16 protein-coding genes are annotated in these 15,412 nt (G+C 43.9%); 6 read left to right on the top strand and 10 right to left on the bottom strand.

Features of this window, described 5'->3' with window-relative positions; translation table 11 throughout:
* The first annotated feature begins 39 nt into the window (after positions 1 to 39).
* A complete protein-coding gene (locus tag P855_RS0101715) occupies positions 40 to 546 on the top strand; it encodes an antibiotic biosynthesis monooxygenase family protein (protein ID WP_028781974.1) in 507 nt (168 codons plus the stop codon).
* Between the two features lie 113 nt (positions 547 to 659).
* On the opposite strand, the gene P855_RS0101710 is transcribed toward P855_RS0101715, so the two are convergent.
* The 4 genes from P855_RS0101710 to P855_RS0101695 form a co-directional block, all read right to left on the bottom strand.
* Positions 660 to 1,295, bottom strand: coding sequence for a response regulator transcription factor (locus P855_RS0101710; RefSeq protein ID WP_028781973.1), 636 nt, complete (start codon positions 1,293 to 1,295; stop codon positions 660 to 662).
* The gene (locus tag P855_RS0101705; RefSeq protein ID WP_037985563.1) at positions 1,292 to 2,353 is read right to left on the bottom strand and encodes a HAMP domain-containing sensor histidine kinase; all 1,062 of its coding nucleotides are present in this window, start codon (positions 2,351 to 2,353) and stop codon (positions 1,292 to 1,294) included. Before P855_RS0101705 ends, P855_RS0101710 begins: the two co-directional genes overlap by 4 nt.
* Positions 2,354 to 2,365: 12 nt before the next feature.
* Positions 2,366 to 3,133: a cell wall-active antibiotics response protein LiaF gene (gene liaF / locus P855_RS0101700; RefSeq protein WP_028781971.1), complete on the bottom strand. Its 768-nt coding sequence runs from the start codon at positions 3,131 to 3,133 to the stop codon at positions 2,366 to 2,368.
* 140 nt (positions 3,134 to 3,273) lie between these two features.
* Positions 3,274 to 3,921 (bottom strand): phosphatase PAP2 family protein, encoded by a 648-nt coding sequence (locus P855_RS0101695; protein ID WP_051353042.1) that lies wholly within the window; start codon positions 3,919 to 3,921, stop codon positions 3,274 to 3,276.
* A gap of 108 nt (positions 3,922 to 4,029) precedes the next feature.
* Here P855_RS0101695 and P855_RS0101690 point away from each other — a divergent pair, with 108 nt between their 5' ends.
* Together P855_RS0101690 and P855_RS0101685 are read left to right on the top strand one after the other, a co-directional pair.
* Positions 4,030 to 4,464, top strand: coding sequence for a ferritin-like domain-containing protein (locus P855_RS0101690; RefSeq protein ID WP_028781969.1), 435 nt, complete (start codon positions 4,030 to 4,032; stop codon positions 4,462 to 4,464).
* Between the two features lie 128 nt (positions 4,465 to 4,592).
* Positions 4,593 to 5,771, top strand: a complete 1,179-nt coding sequence (locus P855_RS0101685; protein ID WP_028781968.1) for a M20 metallopeptidase family protein — start codon at positions 4,593 to 4,595, stop codon at positions 5,769 to 5,771.
* On the opposite strand, the gene P855_RS0101680 is transcribed toward P855_RS0101685, so the two are convergent.
* The 3 genes from P855_RS0101680 to P855_RS0101670 form a co-directional block, all read right to left on the bottom strand.
* Positions 5,768 to 6,481, bottom strand: coding sequence for an EcsC family protein (locus tag P855_RS0101680; RefSeq protein ID WP_037985561.1), 714 nt, complete (start codon positions 6,479 to 6,481; stop codon positions 5,768 to 5,770). The two genes, P855_RS0101685 and P855_RS0101680, sit on opposite strands and share 4 nt — an antisense overlap.
* Positions 6,482 to 7,300: 819 nt before the next feature.
* Complete coding sequence (locus P855_RS0101675; protein ID WP_028781966.1) at positions 7,301 to 8,515, bottom strand: ABC transporter permease; 1,215 nt, start codon at positions 8,513 to 8,515, stop codon at positions 7,301 to 7,303.
* Positions 8,508 to 9,251 (bottom strand): ABC transporter ATP-binding protein, encoded by a 744-nt coding sequence (locus P855_RS0101670; protein WP_028781965.1) that lies wholly within the window; start codon positions 9,249 to 9,251, stop codon positions 8,508 to 8,510. Before P855_RS0101670 ends, P855_RS0101675 begins: the two co-directional genes overlap by 8 nt.
* Positions 9,252 to 9,746: 495 nt before the next feature.
* Between P855_RS0101670 and P855_RS0101665 the strand changes: the two genes are divergently transcribed.
* The 3 genes from P855_RS0101665 to P855_RS20235 all read left to right on the top strand — a co-directional run bounded on the left by P855_RS0101665 (position 9,747) and on the right by P855_RS20235 (position 11,390).
* Entirely contained in the window at positions 9,747 to 10,181 is a 435-nt protein-coding gene (locus P855_RS0101665; RefSeq protein ID WP_028781964.1) for an HIT family protein, read from the top strand.
* Between the two features lie 121 nt (positions 10,182 to 10,302).
* Complete coding sequence (locus P855_RS0101660; RefSeq protein ID WP_028781963.1) at positions 10,303 to 10,827, top strand: tryptophan transporter; 525 nt, start codon at positions 10,303 to 10,305, stop codon at positions 10,825 to 10,827.
* Positions 10,828 to 10,979: 152 nt separating this feature from the next.
* The gene (locus P855_RS20235; RefSeq protein WP_051353041.1) at positions 10,980 to 11,390 is read left to right on the top strand and encodes a YtxH domain-containing protein; all 411 of its coding nucleotides are present in this window, start codon (positions 10,980 to 10,982) and stop codon (positions 11,388 to 11,390) included.
* A 794-nt stretch (positions 11,391 to 12,184) separates the two neighbouring features.
* Here the strand turns inward: P855_RS20235 and P855_RS0101645 are convergent.
* The 3 genes from P855_RS0101645 to P855_RS0101635 all read right to left on the bottom strand — a co-directional run bounded on the left by P855_RS0101645 (position 12,185) and on the right by P855_RS0101635 (position 15,225).
* On the bottom strand, positions 12,185 to 13,120 hold the full coding sequence (locus P855_RS0101645) for a glycine betaine ABC transporter substrate-binding protein (protein WP_028781961.1): 936 nt from the start codon (positions 13,118 to 13,120) through the stop codon (positions 12,185 to 12,187).
* 73 nt (positions 13,121 to 13,193) lie between these two features.
* Positions 13,194 to 14,039 (bottom strand): ABC transporter permease, encoded by an 846-nt coding sequence (locus P855_RS0101640; protein ID WP_028781960.1) that lies wholly within the window; start codon positions 14,037 to 14,039, stop codon positions 13,194 to 13,196.
* Positions 14,023 to 15,225, bottom strand: coding sequence for a quaternary amine ABC transporter ATP-binding protein (locus P855_RS0101635; protein WP_028781959.1), 1,203 nt, complete (start codon positions 15,223 to 15,225; stop codon positions 14,023 to 14,025). The genes P855_RS0101640 and P855_RS0101635 overlap by 17 nt, the downstream gene beginning before the upstream one ends.
* Between the last annotated feature and the right edge of the window lie 187 nt (positions 15,226 to 15,412).

Here is a 15,412-nt window from a genome sequence, read left to right as displayed (position 1 = left end):
TGCTAAACTGAATTTATAATGGAAAGGGGATATGTGCAAATGAAAGTTTCTATGACAAATGGTACACCAAACTATTTAGCAAAGCTAGATAAGAAGCACCCAGAAACCACACTCTTTTTCATGCAAGACCAGGACAAGACAGTTGCTTACCAGGAAGGTGAGCCCTCCATATTCGAAGAAGGCCGGGAATATGAAACGGTGGATGCTGTAGGTGAAATGAAGCCGGACGGGTTCGTGGTAATGAACAACATCCCTGTCAGCGATGAAGGACGTCCTGTTTTCGAAGATCGTTTTAAAAACCGCAAAGGCGGCGTGGAACAAATGGAAGGTTTCCAGGCGCTGCGCATTCTCCGCCCTTTAAAAGGCAACACCTATGTCGTATTGACTCAGTGGCGAAATGAAAATGATTTTGAAGACTGGAAGAATTCCCAGTCCTTTGAAAAAGCACACCAGAATTCCGGACCAAGTCACAGCAAAAAGCCTTCCTTCATTGATGGGAATGCTTATATTACGCAGTATCAGATGGTGCAATTTGCAGATGAATGAAAAAAGTGAGCGGCCTCATGCCCGCTCACTTTTTTATATTAACTAGATATTTCATTCGTACTTTACAGTAAAAGCTTTTTTTTCGTTCCCCCGTGACATCGACTTCTTTTTAGTTAAATCTTTTTCAATAAATGATTTTTATGAGCATACACAGCTGCCTGGGTCCGGTCGTGAACGCCAAGTTTGCTTAGGATATTGCTGACATGGGTTTTGACTGTCTTGATACCAATATAAAGAGAATCACTGATTTCCTGATTTGTCATTCCTTCTCCGATACATAGCAAAACTTCCAGTTCTCTTTGTGTCAACTCATCATGGGGTTTCTTTTCGGAAGACCGAAAGCGGTTCATCATTTTGCTCGCTACTTTCGGTTCGATGGTGTTCTCGCCCTGGGATGCTTTTTTGATGGCATCCGCTATTTCATCTGCGGATGATGTCTTCAGCATATAGCTGAACGCGCCTGCTTCTAACGCCGGAAATACCTTTTCATCGTCATAATAGCTTGTCAATATAATCACTTTGCATTCCGGATGGTCGGCCATGATTTTTTCAGTAGCCTCAATACCGGTCCCATTCTCCATGATCAGATCCATTAAGACTACATCCGGCTTCATTTCTGCCACAAGTGCTGCTCCTTCATAGCCGCTTGAGGCTTCACCTATGATATCGAGCTCTTCCTCGGTATTTAAATATGCAATGATCCCTTTTCGTACGATATCGTGATCATCAATCACCACTACCCGTATCATCCAATCTCTCCCTTCACTTCCCGTAATGGCACACGTATATCAATATGAGTTCCTTCCCCTTCCCGTGAGCGGATGGCAAATGCGCCTCCGATTTCTTCCGTCCTTTCTTTCATCGTTTTCAATCCATAGGAAGCAACAATCATTTCTTTTTCAGCGGTATCGAAACCATCTCCGTTATCTCCAATATGTAAAAATAGCTCCTTGTTTTTCTTATTGATTGTAACATTTACCTCTGTTGCATTTGAGTGACGGAGGATATTGGTGAGTGCTTCCTGGACTATCCTGAATAAATGCTCCTCAATGGTTTGAGAAAAGGGCTCCATTTTTTTCAGGTGAAGATGGAAATCGATGGGGCACTTCTGTTTCAACTCCTCTACCAGTCGCTCAATCCCTGTTGTCAATGGTTCTCCTGATAAATGCACCGGACGCAAGTGCAATAATAATGCACGCATCTCGGTTTGAGCCTGCAGCGCCATGGATGTGATTTCTTCTATCTGCTGTTTCGCTTTTTCCGGCTTTTTATCAAACATTCTTACCGCAGCCTGCGACATCATGGTCAAAGCAAATAACTGCTGGCTTACCGCATCATGTAAATCGCGCGCCAGCCGATGTCGTTCTTCCATAGTCGCAGCACTATGTGCTTTCTTTGCCAACTCTGCTTTTTCATCCGCCAATCTTACCAATGACTCCTTCTGCTCCTGCAGTTTTCCGCCAAGCTCATTCAATTCTCCGGCAATCCTGGCAATTTCATCTTCTTCACTGAATAAAATCTTTGTTTTGAAGTTGCCTCTGGCAAGATGGGTGATTACTGTAGATAAACTGTCAATTCTATCCTTCAGATCCCCACTTGAACGGAAGCCAGCATAAAAAGACATAAACAAACCCAGCAAAATATATACAGCTATGAACAACAGAATAGCGCCCGCAGACAGCCAGGACGGTGAAAACCAGACATGGATGGACAATAGCACAGCAAGGAGGACGAATATGTTCAATACCAAACCGAATAAATGTGATCTTATAAAGCTATACCGGATACTGCTCAACCGCTTCAACATATTAATCCACTCCTATACCCGATCGACGCGTATATCGCCGGCCTTTAATTCAATAGCGACTGTCAGTCTACGTGTCGCTTCCCGGTAGCCAGGCGTTTCATATGATACCGTCCGGTTGATGCCATCTGTCTTTTTCCCCAGAATGGATATATTCCCTGCTTTCACGAATGCTTCCATACGGAACTCAAGGTTCTCCGGCATCAGCATCTTGATATCTCCCGCCCATCCCTTCACGGATATCGGAGTATCCTCTTCAGGAATGAAAGCTTTCGTAAAATCGAAATGATAGTCACCCACCACATTACGTAAATCCATGGGCTCTACTTTCCAGTTATCTGCATTATATTGATGGTCACCGATGCCCATGTGTTGTTTTTTATGTTTCTTTTTAGCAGCTTTTTGATCCCCGCCATCAGTATCAACTTCTACCCGGAACCTGGGTTTATTGCCTCCAGGAAAAATTCCAAAGCCGATATAGATAAACAGCAATGGCCACAATCTAACCACATCGCCGAAAGTAAACGTCATTACCTCTGCCTCTCCCAGCAGCACCAATGCTCCATAAATGAACAGGAACGAGCCGAACATCCAGGAGCCGCCGTTCCCTGTAATCCTCTCCCACCATAGCTTAAGGCCTATAATAGTCAAGGCTGACGCCATAATGACACCCCAGGAAAAATATATAGTTTCGTCGATTACACCAAGGTTTTCAAGTACCAGTACCAAGCCGATTGCTATCAGCAGAAAAGCAAGCAGGAATTGTAGCCATCCTTTTTTCATTTTCGCTCATCCTTTTTATCTCTATCTTTTTATAAATTAGACAAATACGTCTATAATCCCTTTTTTCCGAACTTCCTGTCTAAATTATCACAAAATAATCCCCGGAACAGAACGCCCCGGGGGATGGTTTCATCTCCGCCTTAAGACGGAGATGATTGCTTTCTTTTTTTGAGCCAATGATAGAAAGATAGCCAGATGACCAGCACAATGATACCGAAGCTGAATCCAGCTACGACATCTGTCAAATAATGTACCCGCAGGATGTAACGACTGAATCCGATGAATAAAATCAATACTACACCTGCAGCAATCATCCAAATTGCGGTTTTCGTATTGTTGATTTTTCCTATTAAAAAATAAATCAAAAGTCCATAAGTAATCAACGACACCATGGCGTGCCCACTGGGGAAACTCAACCCTGTTCCATCCACACTCTCCAGTATGCGTGGACGTTCCCGGTCCACCACATGCTTGATTGCAAAGTTGGCACTATAACCGGCTGCTACCCCGAGCACAAGCATAATTCCTGCCACCAGGTCTTTATAATGCAGCCACAATATCAGGCCAAATATTATGGCTATTGTATATAAGGTGATGCTTGACCCTAATTCTGTCACCCAGCGGAAAACGGTCTCGACACTTGATCCTTCAATATCAGCAACGAACTGATTCGCCCAGCGATCGATGGCCGGTTTCCCTTCTCCTGTCACTTCCACGGTGAAAATGATAACAGACAGCAATGCCAGGATTACCATGGCAGCCACAAAGTAACGTTGCTTTTTCGTCAACAAACCTACCACCTCTATTCTTCATTACGATACCCACTATCACGTTTATTAAAAACAATCCAGGGAATATTACCTGTGGATGAAGAATAATCGAAAGGATGATAATCAATGGATGAAAAAATGAAAGAATTAATTGATGGACTGAACGAAGATTTAGCTCATGAATATGCTGCTTCCATCATGTATACGTACAATGCAGCTACGGTAGATGGGCTATACTATTCTGTCCTGAAGCCGTTTTTTGAAGGTGAAATCGCCGATGAACAAGGACACGCCCTGTATCTATCAGAAAAAATCAAGATTTTAGGTGGAACACCGACAACTACTCCCGCTGAAGTCAAGCAATTGACCAATGTCAAAGAAATGCTGGAAGAAGCACGCAAGTCGGAAGAAGACACAATCAGCCGTTATGAAACGCGTAAAAAGCAGGCAGACGAACTTGGTCTAACCGAACTGGTCGTCAAACTGGAAGACATGATTGCTGATGAAACGCAGCACATGGAAGAAATGGAACGCCTGCTGGCAGACCCTCGTTTATCATAAAATGATTGCAATCGCTCTGGCGGATAAAACCGTCAGAGCGATTTTCTTTTTTTGCTGAACTATTCTGACAACGACTGGGGATGTGGTAGAATGGGGACACGCAAACATGTAGAGGAGGAGCTAAACCGATGTGGAAAGATATATTTGCCGCCATTGACCATGCTTACGAAGAAATGGTAGAGATCCGCCGATATTTACACCAATACCCAGAAGTATCATTTAAAGAAGAAAAGACAGCTAAGTACATTGCAAATACATATGAACAGCTCGGCATCCCTTATCAGACGCAGGTAGGCGGAAACGGAGTCATCGCCAGGCTAGAAGGTGGAAAGCCAGGGAAGACAGTCGCCCTTAGAGCAGATTTTGATGCATTGCCGATACAGGAAGAAAATGATGTACCGTATAAATCCAAAAATGACGGTGCCATGCATGCATGCGGCCATGATGGTCATACAGCCACCCTTCTGACGCTAGCCAGGATACTGTCAGATTATCAAAAAGACCTGACAGGCACGGTTGTGTTTTTGCATCAGCATGCAGAAGAATACGCCCCGGGTGGAGCGAAACCGATCATCGAAACCGGAGCATTGGAAGATGTCGATGCTGTTTTCGGCACTCACCTATGGGCTACGACCCCTCTTGGTACCATCGAAACTGCAAAAGGTCCCTTTATGGCAGGAGCAGACCGATTTGAAATCATCATCAAAGGGAAAGGCGGGCACGGAGCACAGCCCCATTTGACGAAGGATGCGCTGGTCATTGGTTCCCAGCTGGTCACCTCTTTGCAACAGATTGTCAGCCGGCGTCTTGACCCGCTAAAGACTGCTGTGGTCACCGTCGCGCAATTTGAATCGGGTACAGCGTTCAATGTCATTGCAGACACCGCTAAATTGACAGGAACCGTACGTACCTTCGATGCGGAAGTACAGGACACAATCATCAAAGAGATGGAGAAGATCATCAAATCCTCCTGCCTCTCTTATGATGCAGACTATCAATTCGATTATTACAAAGGCTATCCCCCGGTCATCAACCATGCGGATGAAGCAGAACTTATCCTGAAACATGCTCCAGAAGCAGATGAAACCTTAACTGCCAGAGAAACAGCACCAAGCATGGCCGGTGAGGATTTTGCTTATTATCTGCAGGAAAAACCGGGCGCCTTTTACTTTACAGGAGCAAGGATTGAAGGACACGCTTATCCCCACCATCACCCGAAATTCGATATTGATGAAAGAGCGCTCCCACATGCGGCGAAAACGCTGTTACAGGCGTATCGTTCCTATCAGGAAAAGCATCCTTCTTAATTTGGGAGTAATCGGAGACGGTAGCAGTTCATCGCCGTCTCCCCTAATTGCTCCAGCAATCTTGTATTAGCTACTGCTCCGACTACAGCACCGATGCCAGGCAGCAACTGTAACATTTTAGCAAAATCGATTGCATCCCTGTATTCCAGCTGCAACGACTTCCAATTCACTTCTTTCCACTTCTCTTGTTCCCCTTCCCAGTTGCAGATGATTTGCCACACTTCTTTTTGCTTCTTGTCGCTGGAAAAAGCGAGCATGAATACATGGAGGATGTACATCCGCTCCCTGTAATCCCGGACATCATAGCCATATATTTGACCGACATCAAACAAGAATTTCATTTTAATACTAAGTAAAAGAGGAAAGTCAGCCATCCCTAGCCATAGACCTCCTGCTCCTGTACCAGCACCTTCCATGGCAGCGGTCCGCTTATACTTTTTCAATCGTTTGTGTACCATTTCTTCCCTCTCCCTGAAAGAAGCTTCTGGTGATATTTCCACTTGATCAATATAATCGGAGCTGGTTAATGCAAGCTCAATCATTTTCCGGATGCTCTCCGTCACAATACGGTGGATACGCTCCGGTATTTTATGATTGATTTTGGTCTGAAGCCGTTTCGAGGAACGCTGCAGCAGCGATGCTCGTTTGCTGAGAGACTTCTCCCATCTTTTCGCTTCCTTAAGTACAGTCTCTTCATAAGCCGTCAACATACGCATCTCTCCTAAAAGTTCCGTTTGTATGACTCTATGTTACTATTGGAGGCGAAGAAATTCACTCCCTTCCCCTAAAAAAAATCTCTGTTAAGTCTCCGTATTGATTTTACAGATAAGCTCCCTATTGCTGAAGACTCAGTTTCAAGATAATTGGGTCCGTTACCAAGATGGGACTGGGATGGGCTGGGAAACAACTCGCTTTCCAGCTGCATCGCATAGACACTCGCGACATAAGCAGTCCATCAACGGGAAGAAAGAACACTTCCCTTTTGCTGTTCTGCTTATGCGTGTCGTGTCTCCCAAGGCGATTACGCATTTATTTCTTTCCTGCGGGGGACCTGGCAAGCTTCCTCGGGCTATGCCCTGTGGGATCTCGCCTAGCCCCTTCTCCCGCGGGAGTCTCGTCATTTCCCTGCCCATCCAGCCAATTTAGTAATTAACAAACCCTTCATGTGTTTAGCTGAAATCTTCATCTTGAGCCATTTATAAAGGATATAAAGAGTGAAAAGTCTTCTTTCAAAATTATCATAGTGAGGTTTCGTCAAGCATGATTTCGAGTGTTTTTTATGGCAAAGGGCGTAGGGAAACGGTGAGACTCCTGTGGGAGCTGAGTGATAGGTGAGGCCCCGCAAGGCGAAGCCTGAGGAGACTCAGCACACGCCCACGGAAAGCGAATCGTTTCCCGGAGCCCCTAATTTCCAACATTATCTCGAAATCAAGTCTTCGACTTTTCGGCCCAATTGTTGAATAAACCTATTGAAAATCAACAATGTCCCAAAAAGAAAAAAGAGGCTTGATTTTCAAGCCCCCTTTCCTTTATGTCAATCTCGGTTTTATATAACTTTGGGTAAACAGCCAGCTGAAGACCGCACCGCCACCCCAGACGAGGACAAGACCGAGCAGATTCCACTGAATTATGAACAGCAGACCGAACAAAAATGTCTGGAATAACATCAGCATAAGCAGCCATTTCAGGACAGCCTGCTGCCTCCATTCCTGTTTCAATGGATACAAATCCATCCAGGCAACCGTGCGGTGATGATTCCACAGCGTCATCATCTGAAAAGCACTCAGATAGAGAAACAGAATGGCGAATGCAATCTTCACCCAAACGTTCGGCACGTAATAAATCGCCAGTCCTCCGATGACAACCAGTCTGAAATACATCCCCACATAATCGCTGCTCCGAGCAAATGTAATCCGGTATAGATAATCAAACGACTCGGATTGTTTGTAAGGTACGGGCTTCACCAGCAACCCGACAAGCCAGTGACGCTTTTTGATCGTATTTTTTAAATGCGGGACATCGGTGAACATATTGGCGATCCTGTAGAAAGCCCGCATCCGTGCCTGGTCTTTTTCTACGAGAACATCCCAGACGAGACCAGGCTTTTTCCTGGCGAGTGTATAATTGTACATGGTAACACCGAACAGCAAGACGGTGACTATACCTGCGAACAACAATTCGCCAGCCGCGAAAAAGTAAAAAACGGAAATATTCAGTATAATACGGGTGAATAAATCCCAAAGCCTGATGTTAGCATTCCGCTCTTTCAACATCCACCAGTTGGCGAGCATATTCCATACTTTAAAAATCAAAACCACTAGCAGCATCAATAAATAAAAATTCGTCCCCTGCTCCGGATAGCTCGCGAAATAGAGCGGACCTAATGCTGCTCCCACCAGCAACACCAAATATAATTGGACGACGTAGCTGTAAAATAAACAGCGTTTGAAGTAGTCATCCAGTTGATGTTCTGCCGGCAGCAGAAACACGAGATCGGGCTCTTTTAATAAGGTTCGCACGGGACTATAACTGGCAATCAAACCAAATGCGATGCCCACAATCAAAGCTGTTGGGAAGTTTTCCGGTAAATCGGCAAGCCACTGCTGATAATAGAAAGCCAGGGCAGAAATGAAAAAGATCATGGCCACCGCGATATGACCATTGAATATATATCTTAAGTACCTTCCTGTTTCTTTGATATGTTCATTGAACCGTTTCAGCCAAAACGCTTTTGCATCAATCATGGTTCTCTTCCTTTGTCAATTGGACATATAAATCATCCAGTGATGAACCCGGCATCCGGAACGATTCCCGAAGCTCCTCCAGTGTACCTTTGGCACGAATTTTACCATCATGCAAAATGACGAAACGATCGCAGTAGCGTTCGGCTGTCGCTAAAATGTGAGTAGACATCAACACACCCGCACCTGCCTGTTTCATTTCCTCCATCAACTGAAGATAGGACTGGATACCAAGCGGATCAAGACCAACAAACGGCTCGTCTACAATATACAAAGATGGCTCGATCAAAAAGGCGCACATGATCATCACTTTCTGTCGCATCCCCTTGGAAAAATGAACAGGAAACCAGTTCAATTTCTTTTCCAGACGGAATTCTTTTAAAAGCGGCTCCAGCCGCTTCTTGAACTGTTGTTCTTCTATCCCATAAGCCATTGCAGTTAAATGCAGGTGTTCGTACAACGTCAGCTCATCATAGAGTATCGGCATTTCCGGAATGTAAGCCATCTGCTGACGATAAGCTTCAGGGTTTTCTTCAAACCGTTGTCCGTTGACCGCTACTTGTCCTTTTTTTGCCTGCATCATCCCGATGATATGTTTGATTGTCGTACTTTTACCGGCACCATTCAAGCCAATCAGCCCGACGATTTCATTTGGATAGACATCAAAAGAAATTCCATGCAATACATTTTTATGCGTATATCCTCCATGGAGGTTTTCGATATGTAGTAAAGGTTCCATAAAACCATCCTCTCTCCATTGCAATCCTTCATTATAGAATTTTACCATTCCCCACATCCTATGCCAAAATATTCTTGTGCATATTTTTTTCACATTTCGCCAAACTACGTAGTAAGGAGTGAGGCAGTACCCCGTTTCACAAAGACAATTTCAACTAGTGGTTCAACCACGAAATGAGGTGTCAGTGAAAGATCATTCATGAGCCAGATTCAGATTACCCATGCAAATGAGGTGTTGACAGAAGGCTTATAAACGGTTTCCTATCCGAAATTCCGGAAGCCTTTCCAAATTGAATGGCTTCCCTTTTTGAAAGTAGGCAACAAGTTCGATCTATTAGCTTCACTCCTTTATGGCAGAGTACCGGCTTCGGTGCTCTGTTTTCTATTTGCAAGGTGACTGGAATAATTAAATTTCCACGTCCTTTCTGTCAGTTACTTCTTACATAAAGAAGGATTATGGTACAATACAATCAACTATTTTAAAGGAGTGAGTGCGATGAGCCATAAGGAAGATTGTATCTTTTGCAAAATCGTGGCAGGTGATATCCCTTCTGCTAAAGTATATGAGGATGAAGATGTTTATGCTTTCCTTGACATCAGCCAGGTGACCAAAGGGCATACACTTATCATTCCAAAAACACACAAAAAAAACATTTACGAAACAGATGCAGAAACGGCTGGGAAGTTGTTTGCGCGCGTACCACAGGTGGCAGCAGCAATCAAAGAAACGTATCAGCCGATCGGGATGAACTTATTGAACAACAATGAGAAACCTGCAGACCAATCCGTTTTCCATTTACATATCCATCTTATTCCCCGTTATGGTCAGGGGGATGGATACCGTTCCAACTGGGAAGTACATTCGGACGAATACAGTACGGAGGATCTTCAGAAAATCGCCGGTGAAATCAACAAGCACATACCTTCCTGAACAGATGCTTTGCGGTTGGACAATGTTTTGATATAATGTACCTATACTTTTGCAGACGGTCATGAGGACACGTTTGAAAAGTAAATGTAGAAGAGATCAGTTGAGAAGAGGAGAGAGTAAAGTGAATATTCGTATTTTAGTCATGCTTTCATTACTTGTTGGTATCGGTGCCGTTTTACATGCAATCATGCCGCCATTCTTTTTAGGGATGCGACCTGATATGCTGTTAGCGATGATGTTTCTGGGAATCATTTTATTTCCTAAAATCAAATATGTGATGATCCTTTCCCTGGCGACAGGATTCATCTCTGCACTTACAACAACAGTACCTGGAGGTCAGATTGCGAACATTATTGATAAACCGTTGACCGCATTAGCTTTCTTCGGGTTATTCATCGCAGGGCGCAACGTTGTGAAACAAAACATTTTTGCACCTTTGTTGACAGCTTTAGGCACCATGGTCAGTGGAACCATTTTCCTTAGCGTCATTCTATTCATCATCGGTATGATGGAAGGAAGCTTCCCTGTCATGTTTGCTACTATCGTACTGCCAACAGCTGCGATCAATGCCTTTGCAATGATGGTCATATATCCTGTAACCCAGGGGATTATGAAACGGTCACAACTAAGCGCTAGTTATCAATAACATTCCTAAACCTCTGGCTGTCAGGCTGGAGGTTTTTTTACCACTGAAAGACATATATTCCGGGAACTTCTGATATTCTGTTAAAAAGGGTTTCATTTTTACATATAAAGAGAAAATAATCACAAGAAGATGTTTTGAAAGGGGTTTTGTTCATGGCAAACGGTAAATCGTTATTTTTAGGCTTCGTTGTTGGAGGAGTAGCAGGTGCAGCCTACACGTTAATGAATACGAAAACATCAGGGAAAGAATTCCGTGAAAATGCGAAAGCGAAAAGCGCACAACTGAAAGATACTGTATTCAAATTGAAAGATGACGGCGTGCAACTGAAAGATCAGATCATGCAAACTTCCAAAGAAGGCGCTGAACTGATCAAAGACCTTTCGGAAGATGTGAAATCATCGATCGAAAGCTGGAAGAAAACCGTTGAACCGCACCAGAAGAACATCCAAAAATACCTTGAGCAAATTGAAGAAAGTCTGAAAGAATTAGAAGAAAAAGCTAAATCAGAACAAAACACTTCCCGTCAAACTCCACCAATGGAAGATCCTGATAAGCAAGAATAAATCACATGCAACAAACTCCGTTTCCCGATGGAAGCGGAGTTTTTTTACGCACGTAACAGAGCTGCTTTGCCATTTAAACTCCCAATTGCTTAAGACTCAGTTTCGAGAGAAACTGTTTCCGTTATGGCGATAAGCATTTGGAGGTCCGGGAAATCACTCGCTTTCCATGGGCGGACGGTGAGCTTCCTCAGGCTCCGCCTTGCGGGATCTCACCATGTCCTATCCTCCCATCGGAGTCTCGCAATTTCCCGGCCCTCCTTGCGTTTGTAAGACTAACGGAAACATCGATATGCGGAACCACCATCTTAACAGCTGAAAAGAGCTTATGTCCTGAATCATTGAGCTTTTCATGCAGAAAATGTGGAAGATATCTTCTCACAATGTAGGGTTCGTTCGTCAAAATATGGATAAGGTGGCGGGGAAACGGTGAGACTCCCGTGGGAGAAGGGGCTAGGCGAGACCCCACAGGTCGTGAAACGACCGAGGAGGCTTGCCAGCCTCCCCCACAGGAAAAAAACGAATGCGTAATCGCCTTGGGAGACACGACACGCATAAGCAGAACAGCAAAAGGGAAGTGTTCTTTCTTCCCGTTGATGGACTGCTTATGTCGCGAGTGTCTCCCAAGGCGATGAAGCTGGAAAGCGAATCGTTTCCCAGCCACCCCTTCCCCTGTCTCGGTAACGAACCCAAATTACTTTGAAACTGAGTCTTCCACAATTCGGCCATTTTGTGGAAGAAGCAGATTATTGCAAAAACCCCGCTCTTTTAATGAGAGCGGGGTTAAAAACATTGCATTATTCAGCTGGTTGAAGATCTTTGATAGAATCAACATCCATATATTTCGGAACAACAAGACCGATTTTAGCACCAGTCAAGTTAGCACCAAGATCTACAAGGTCACCCTTATGGTCTTTATACTGGGCACCGTGAGTCGCTGGCAGCCATGCAGCAACCATACCATCTGCTTCACCAGATGCAACTGCTTCCCACATCGGACCATTATCCAGAGCAGTCATGGTCACCTCGAAACCTTGTTGTTTAAGGACGTGGCCAATAACGTTTGTGGATGCAATTTCAGAGTCCCAGTTGACATAAACCAATTGGATTTCTTTACCATCAACTTTTTCTGCGCCTTTTGTCCAGGCTGCTACTTTATCAGAATTGCTTTCTACCCATTTTTTTGCAGCTTCCTCTGGGGAAGCCCCTTCAGAGATATCAAGCATAACCTTTTCCATGTCAGCTGTTTCCCATTTAAATTGATCTAAAATCTTATAGGCATTCGGCATATCTTCTTTTAAACCTTTACGTACCATAGTTTTGATTTCTTCTTCACCGCCGAACACTTTTTTTGGATCTTCAAGATATTTCAGGTCAAATTTAGCAAACTTCCAATGCGGTGTCCAGCCAGTTACCACAATCGGCTCTTCATTTTCATAAGCACTGGATAGTTCCTGTGCCATGGCACCACTTGAAGAAGTTGAAACTTCCCAGCCGCTCAGGTTGTCATATTCTTTTACAGCTGTTTGAGCTGCGTTGACTACTCCAGCACCTGCTTCAATACCTGTGATAGTGTAATCCATTTCTTCACCATAATTAGGTGCTCCATTATCTCCGTTGTTTCCTTCGTTGCTGCTGCCGCTTTCTTCCTCTCCGGATCCACAACCCGCAGCTACTAGTGACAATGATAAACCTGCAGCAAGACCAAGCCGCTTCCAGTTTAGATTAAACATAATGATTCGCCCCTTATAATAGAATTTTTTATGAGAAGACCAGTCGAAACTGGTCTTTTCGACCTTTCAGACCTTATTGACCCTTTTGAGTATTTAAGTTCTGTGTGAAGCGATCAATAATGATTGCAAGAATAACAATACCAAGACCGGCCACAAATCCAGTACCCACGTCCGCACGCTGTAGACCGGTAATTACCGTTTGCCCGAGTCCTTTTGCACCGATCATGGAAGCAATAACAACCATGGAAAGTGCGAGCATGACTGTCTGGTTGATACCGGCCATTATCGTTGTTTTGGCCATTGGCAGCTGAACTTTGAATAGCTTTTGCATGCCTGTTGTACCAAATGAATCGGATGCTTCAATCAAATCTTTTGAGACTTGCCGGATTCCTAAATTCGTGAATCGGACTGTTGGAGGGGTCGCAAAAATAACTGATGCGAACACCCCTGGAACCATCCCGATACTGAAAAAGGCAACTGCAGGAATCAAATAAACGAACGCCGGCATCGTCTGCATAAAGTCAAGTATCGGTGTAAGAATAGCCTGCACTGTCTTACTTTTTGCCATCCAGATACCAAACGGCACTCCAATGATTACCGAAATCAGACTGGCAAAAATGACCAGGGTGAAGGTGTTCATCAACTCTTCCCATAATTCCTGGTTGCTGATAAACCATAATCCGACTACGGAAAAGGCTACCAAGCCAAAGCGTTTTCCGGACGCAAAAAATGCCAGCACGGCAATGACAGCGATAAATAACCAGATAGGTATCGCCATTAAAAGGTCTTCTGCGAAAAATTCGATAAAATCTCCAAAATCTTCTTTAATGAAATCAAATAAAAACTCAAATGTATCTGTTGTCCATTCTGTGGCTTTGTCGATCCACTCGGCAACAGGGAGCTTAGGAATGATCTCCATTGATTGACACCTCGCTTCCTGCTAATGCTGCAATGACAGCTCCCCTGACTATGATACCTTTCAACTTATCACCTTCAACTACTGCGATCGGCACAGGAGAGTCATGAATCATGTTGAAAATTTCATGCATACTCGTATGCATCTCTGCTTTTGGAACATCCGTATGAAGTATGTCATGTAAATTTTTCTTATCTTGTTTTGCTGCAGCAGAGACATCATCTGCCGTTACATAGCCATATAATTTTCGTTTTCTATCAACGACATAAATACTGGATAGGCCTTCTTTACGCATTCTTTCGAGAGCAGCACGCGGACCATGTTTTTCAATATCAACGGTTTCCGGACGTTTCATAATATGCTGGGCTTCCAATACCTTAGAGCGATCCACATCTTCGACGAACTTTTCGACATAATCGTTAGCCGGGTTGACGAGGATTTCTTCCGGTGTACCAATCTGAACGATTTTTCCGTCTTTCATCAAAGCGATACGATCGCCGATTCGAAGTGCTTCGTCCAGGTCATGTGTGATGAAAAGAATGGTTTTCTTCATATTATCCTGAAGCTCTAACAGTTCATCCTGCATTTCTTTACGGATTAATGGATCCAATGCTGAGAATGCTTCATCCATGAGCAATACTTCCGGGTCATTTGCCAACGCACGAGCCAGACCGACACGTTGCTGCATCCCCCCGGATAATTGGGATGGGAACTGATGAATGTATTCACCAAGCCCTACCATATCCAATGATTCCCTGGCACGCTTACTCCGCTCTTCTTTATCGATCCCTTGTACTTCCAGACCGAATTCTGCATTCTGCAAAATTGTCCTATGAGGGAAGAGCGCGAACTTCTGAAAAACCATACTCAATTTTTCACGCCGTACGCCTCGTAAATCCTGTTTGTTCATTTTAGCCAAATCTTCCCCATCGATCATGACGCTGCCTTCTGTCGGTTCGATCAGACGATTGATCAGACGGACAAGCGTGGATTTACCACTTCCGGATAAACCCATTATGACGAAGATTTCTCCTTCTTCCACTTCAAATGAAGCACGGTTTACCCCTACCGTGTTTCCTGTCTTTTTCAGTATTTCCTCTTTGGTTAGCCCTTCATCAAGCAACTTAGTTGCCTGCTTGGCATTTTTACCAAAGATTTTTGATAAATTTTTCACTTTAATTACGGGCACGAAATTCACCTCACTAAAACTTTTTGTCTAATTTTTATGATTAGTATTGCCCATTCCTTATCTTTCACCCTACATACTGTAACGCACTTGTAATAAAAAGTACAAACAATAAACTCAGATAAAAAAGTATAAAAATAACGTACAGTTTAAACTGTATGAAATTTAAACCGTAGAATACGTACTTTTC

This window comes from Thalassobacillus devorans MSP14 (assembly GCF_000496835.1).
Taxonomy (GTDB): domain Bacteria; phylum Bacillota; class Bacilli; order Bacillales; family Halobacillaceae; genus Thalassobacillus; species Thalassobacillus devorans_B.
Note: the sequence above shows the minus strand (reverse complement) of the source record. Positions and strands in the feature narration are given on the sequence as shown.

What these genes read in the sequence shown, in the direction of transcription:
- P855_RS0101640 (WP_028781960.1), bottom strand. Translation starts at nt 14,039, where the DNA reads ATGGAGATCATTCCTAAGCTCCCTGTTGCCGAGTGGATCGACAAAGCC.
- P855_RS0101675 (WP_028781966.1), bottom strand. Translation starts at nt 8,515, where the DNA reads ATGATTGATGCAAAAGCGTTTTGGCTGAAACGGTTCAATGAACATATC.
- P855_RS0101710 (WP_028781973.1), bottom strand. Translation starts at nt 1,295, where the DNA reads ATGATACGGGTAGTGGTGATTGATGATCACGATATCGTACGAAAAGGG.
- P855_RS0101645 (WP_028781961.1), bottom strand. Translation starts at nt 13,120, where the DNA reads ATGTTTAATCTAAACTGGAAGCGGCTTGGTCTTGCTGCAGGTTTATCA.
- P855_RS0101680 (WP_037985561.1), bottom strand. Translation starts at nt 6,481, where the DNA reads ATGTTGACGGCTTATGAAGAGACTGTACTTAAGGAAGCGAAAAGATGG.
- P855_RS0101715 (WP_028781974.1), top strand. Translation starts at nt 40, where the DNA reads ATGAAAGTTTCTATGACAAATGGTACACCAAACTATTTAGCAAAGCTA.
- P855_RS0101685 (WP_028781968.1), top strand. Translation starts at nt 4,593, where the DNA reads ATGTGGAAAGATATATTTGCCGCCATTGACCATGCTTACGAAGAAATG.
- P855_RS0101690 (WP_028781969.1), top strand. Translation starts at nt 4,030, where the DNA reads ATGGATGAAAAAATGAAAGAATTAATTGATGGACTGAACGAAGATTTA.
- P855_RS0101705 (WP_037985563.1), bottom strand. Translation starts at nt 2,353, where the DNA reads ATGTTGAAGCGGTTGAGCAGTATCCGGTATAGCTTTATAAGATCACAT.
- P855_RS0101665 (WP_028781964.1), top strand. Translation starts at nt 9,747, where the DNA reads ATGAGCCATAAGGAAGATTGTATCTTTTGCAAAATCGTGGCAGGTGAT.
- P855_RS0101670 (WP_028781965.1), bottom strand. Translation starts at nt 9,251, where the DNA reads ATGGAACCTTTACTACATATCGAAAACCTCCATGGAGGATATACGCAT.
- P855_RS20235 (WP_051353041.1), top strand. Translation starts at nt 10,980, where the DNA reads ATGGCAAACGGTAAATCGTTATTTTTAGGCTTCGTTGTTGGAGGAGTA.
- liaF (WP_028781971.1), bottom strand. Translation starts at nt 3,133, where the DNA reads ATGAAAAAAGGATGGCTACAATTCCTGCTTGCTTTTCTGCTGATAGCA.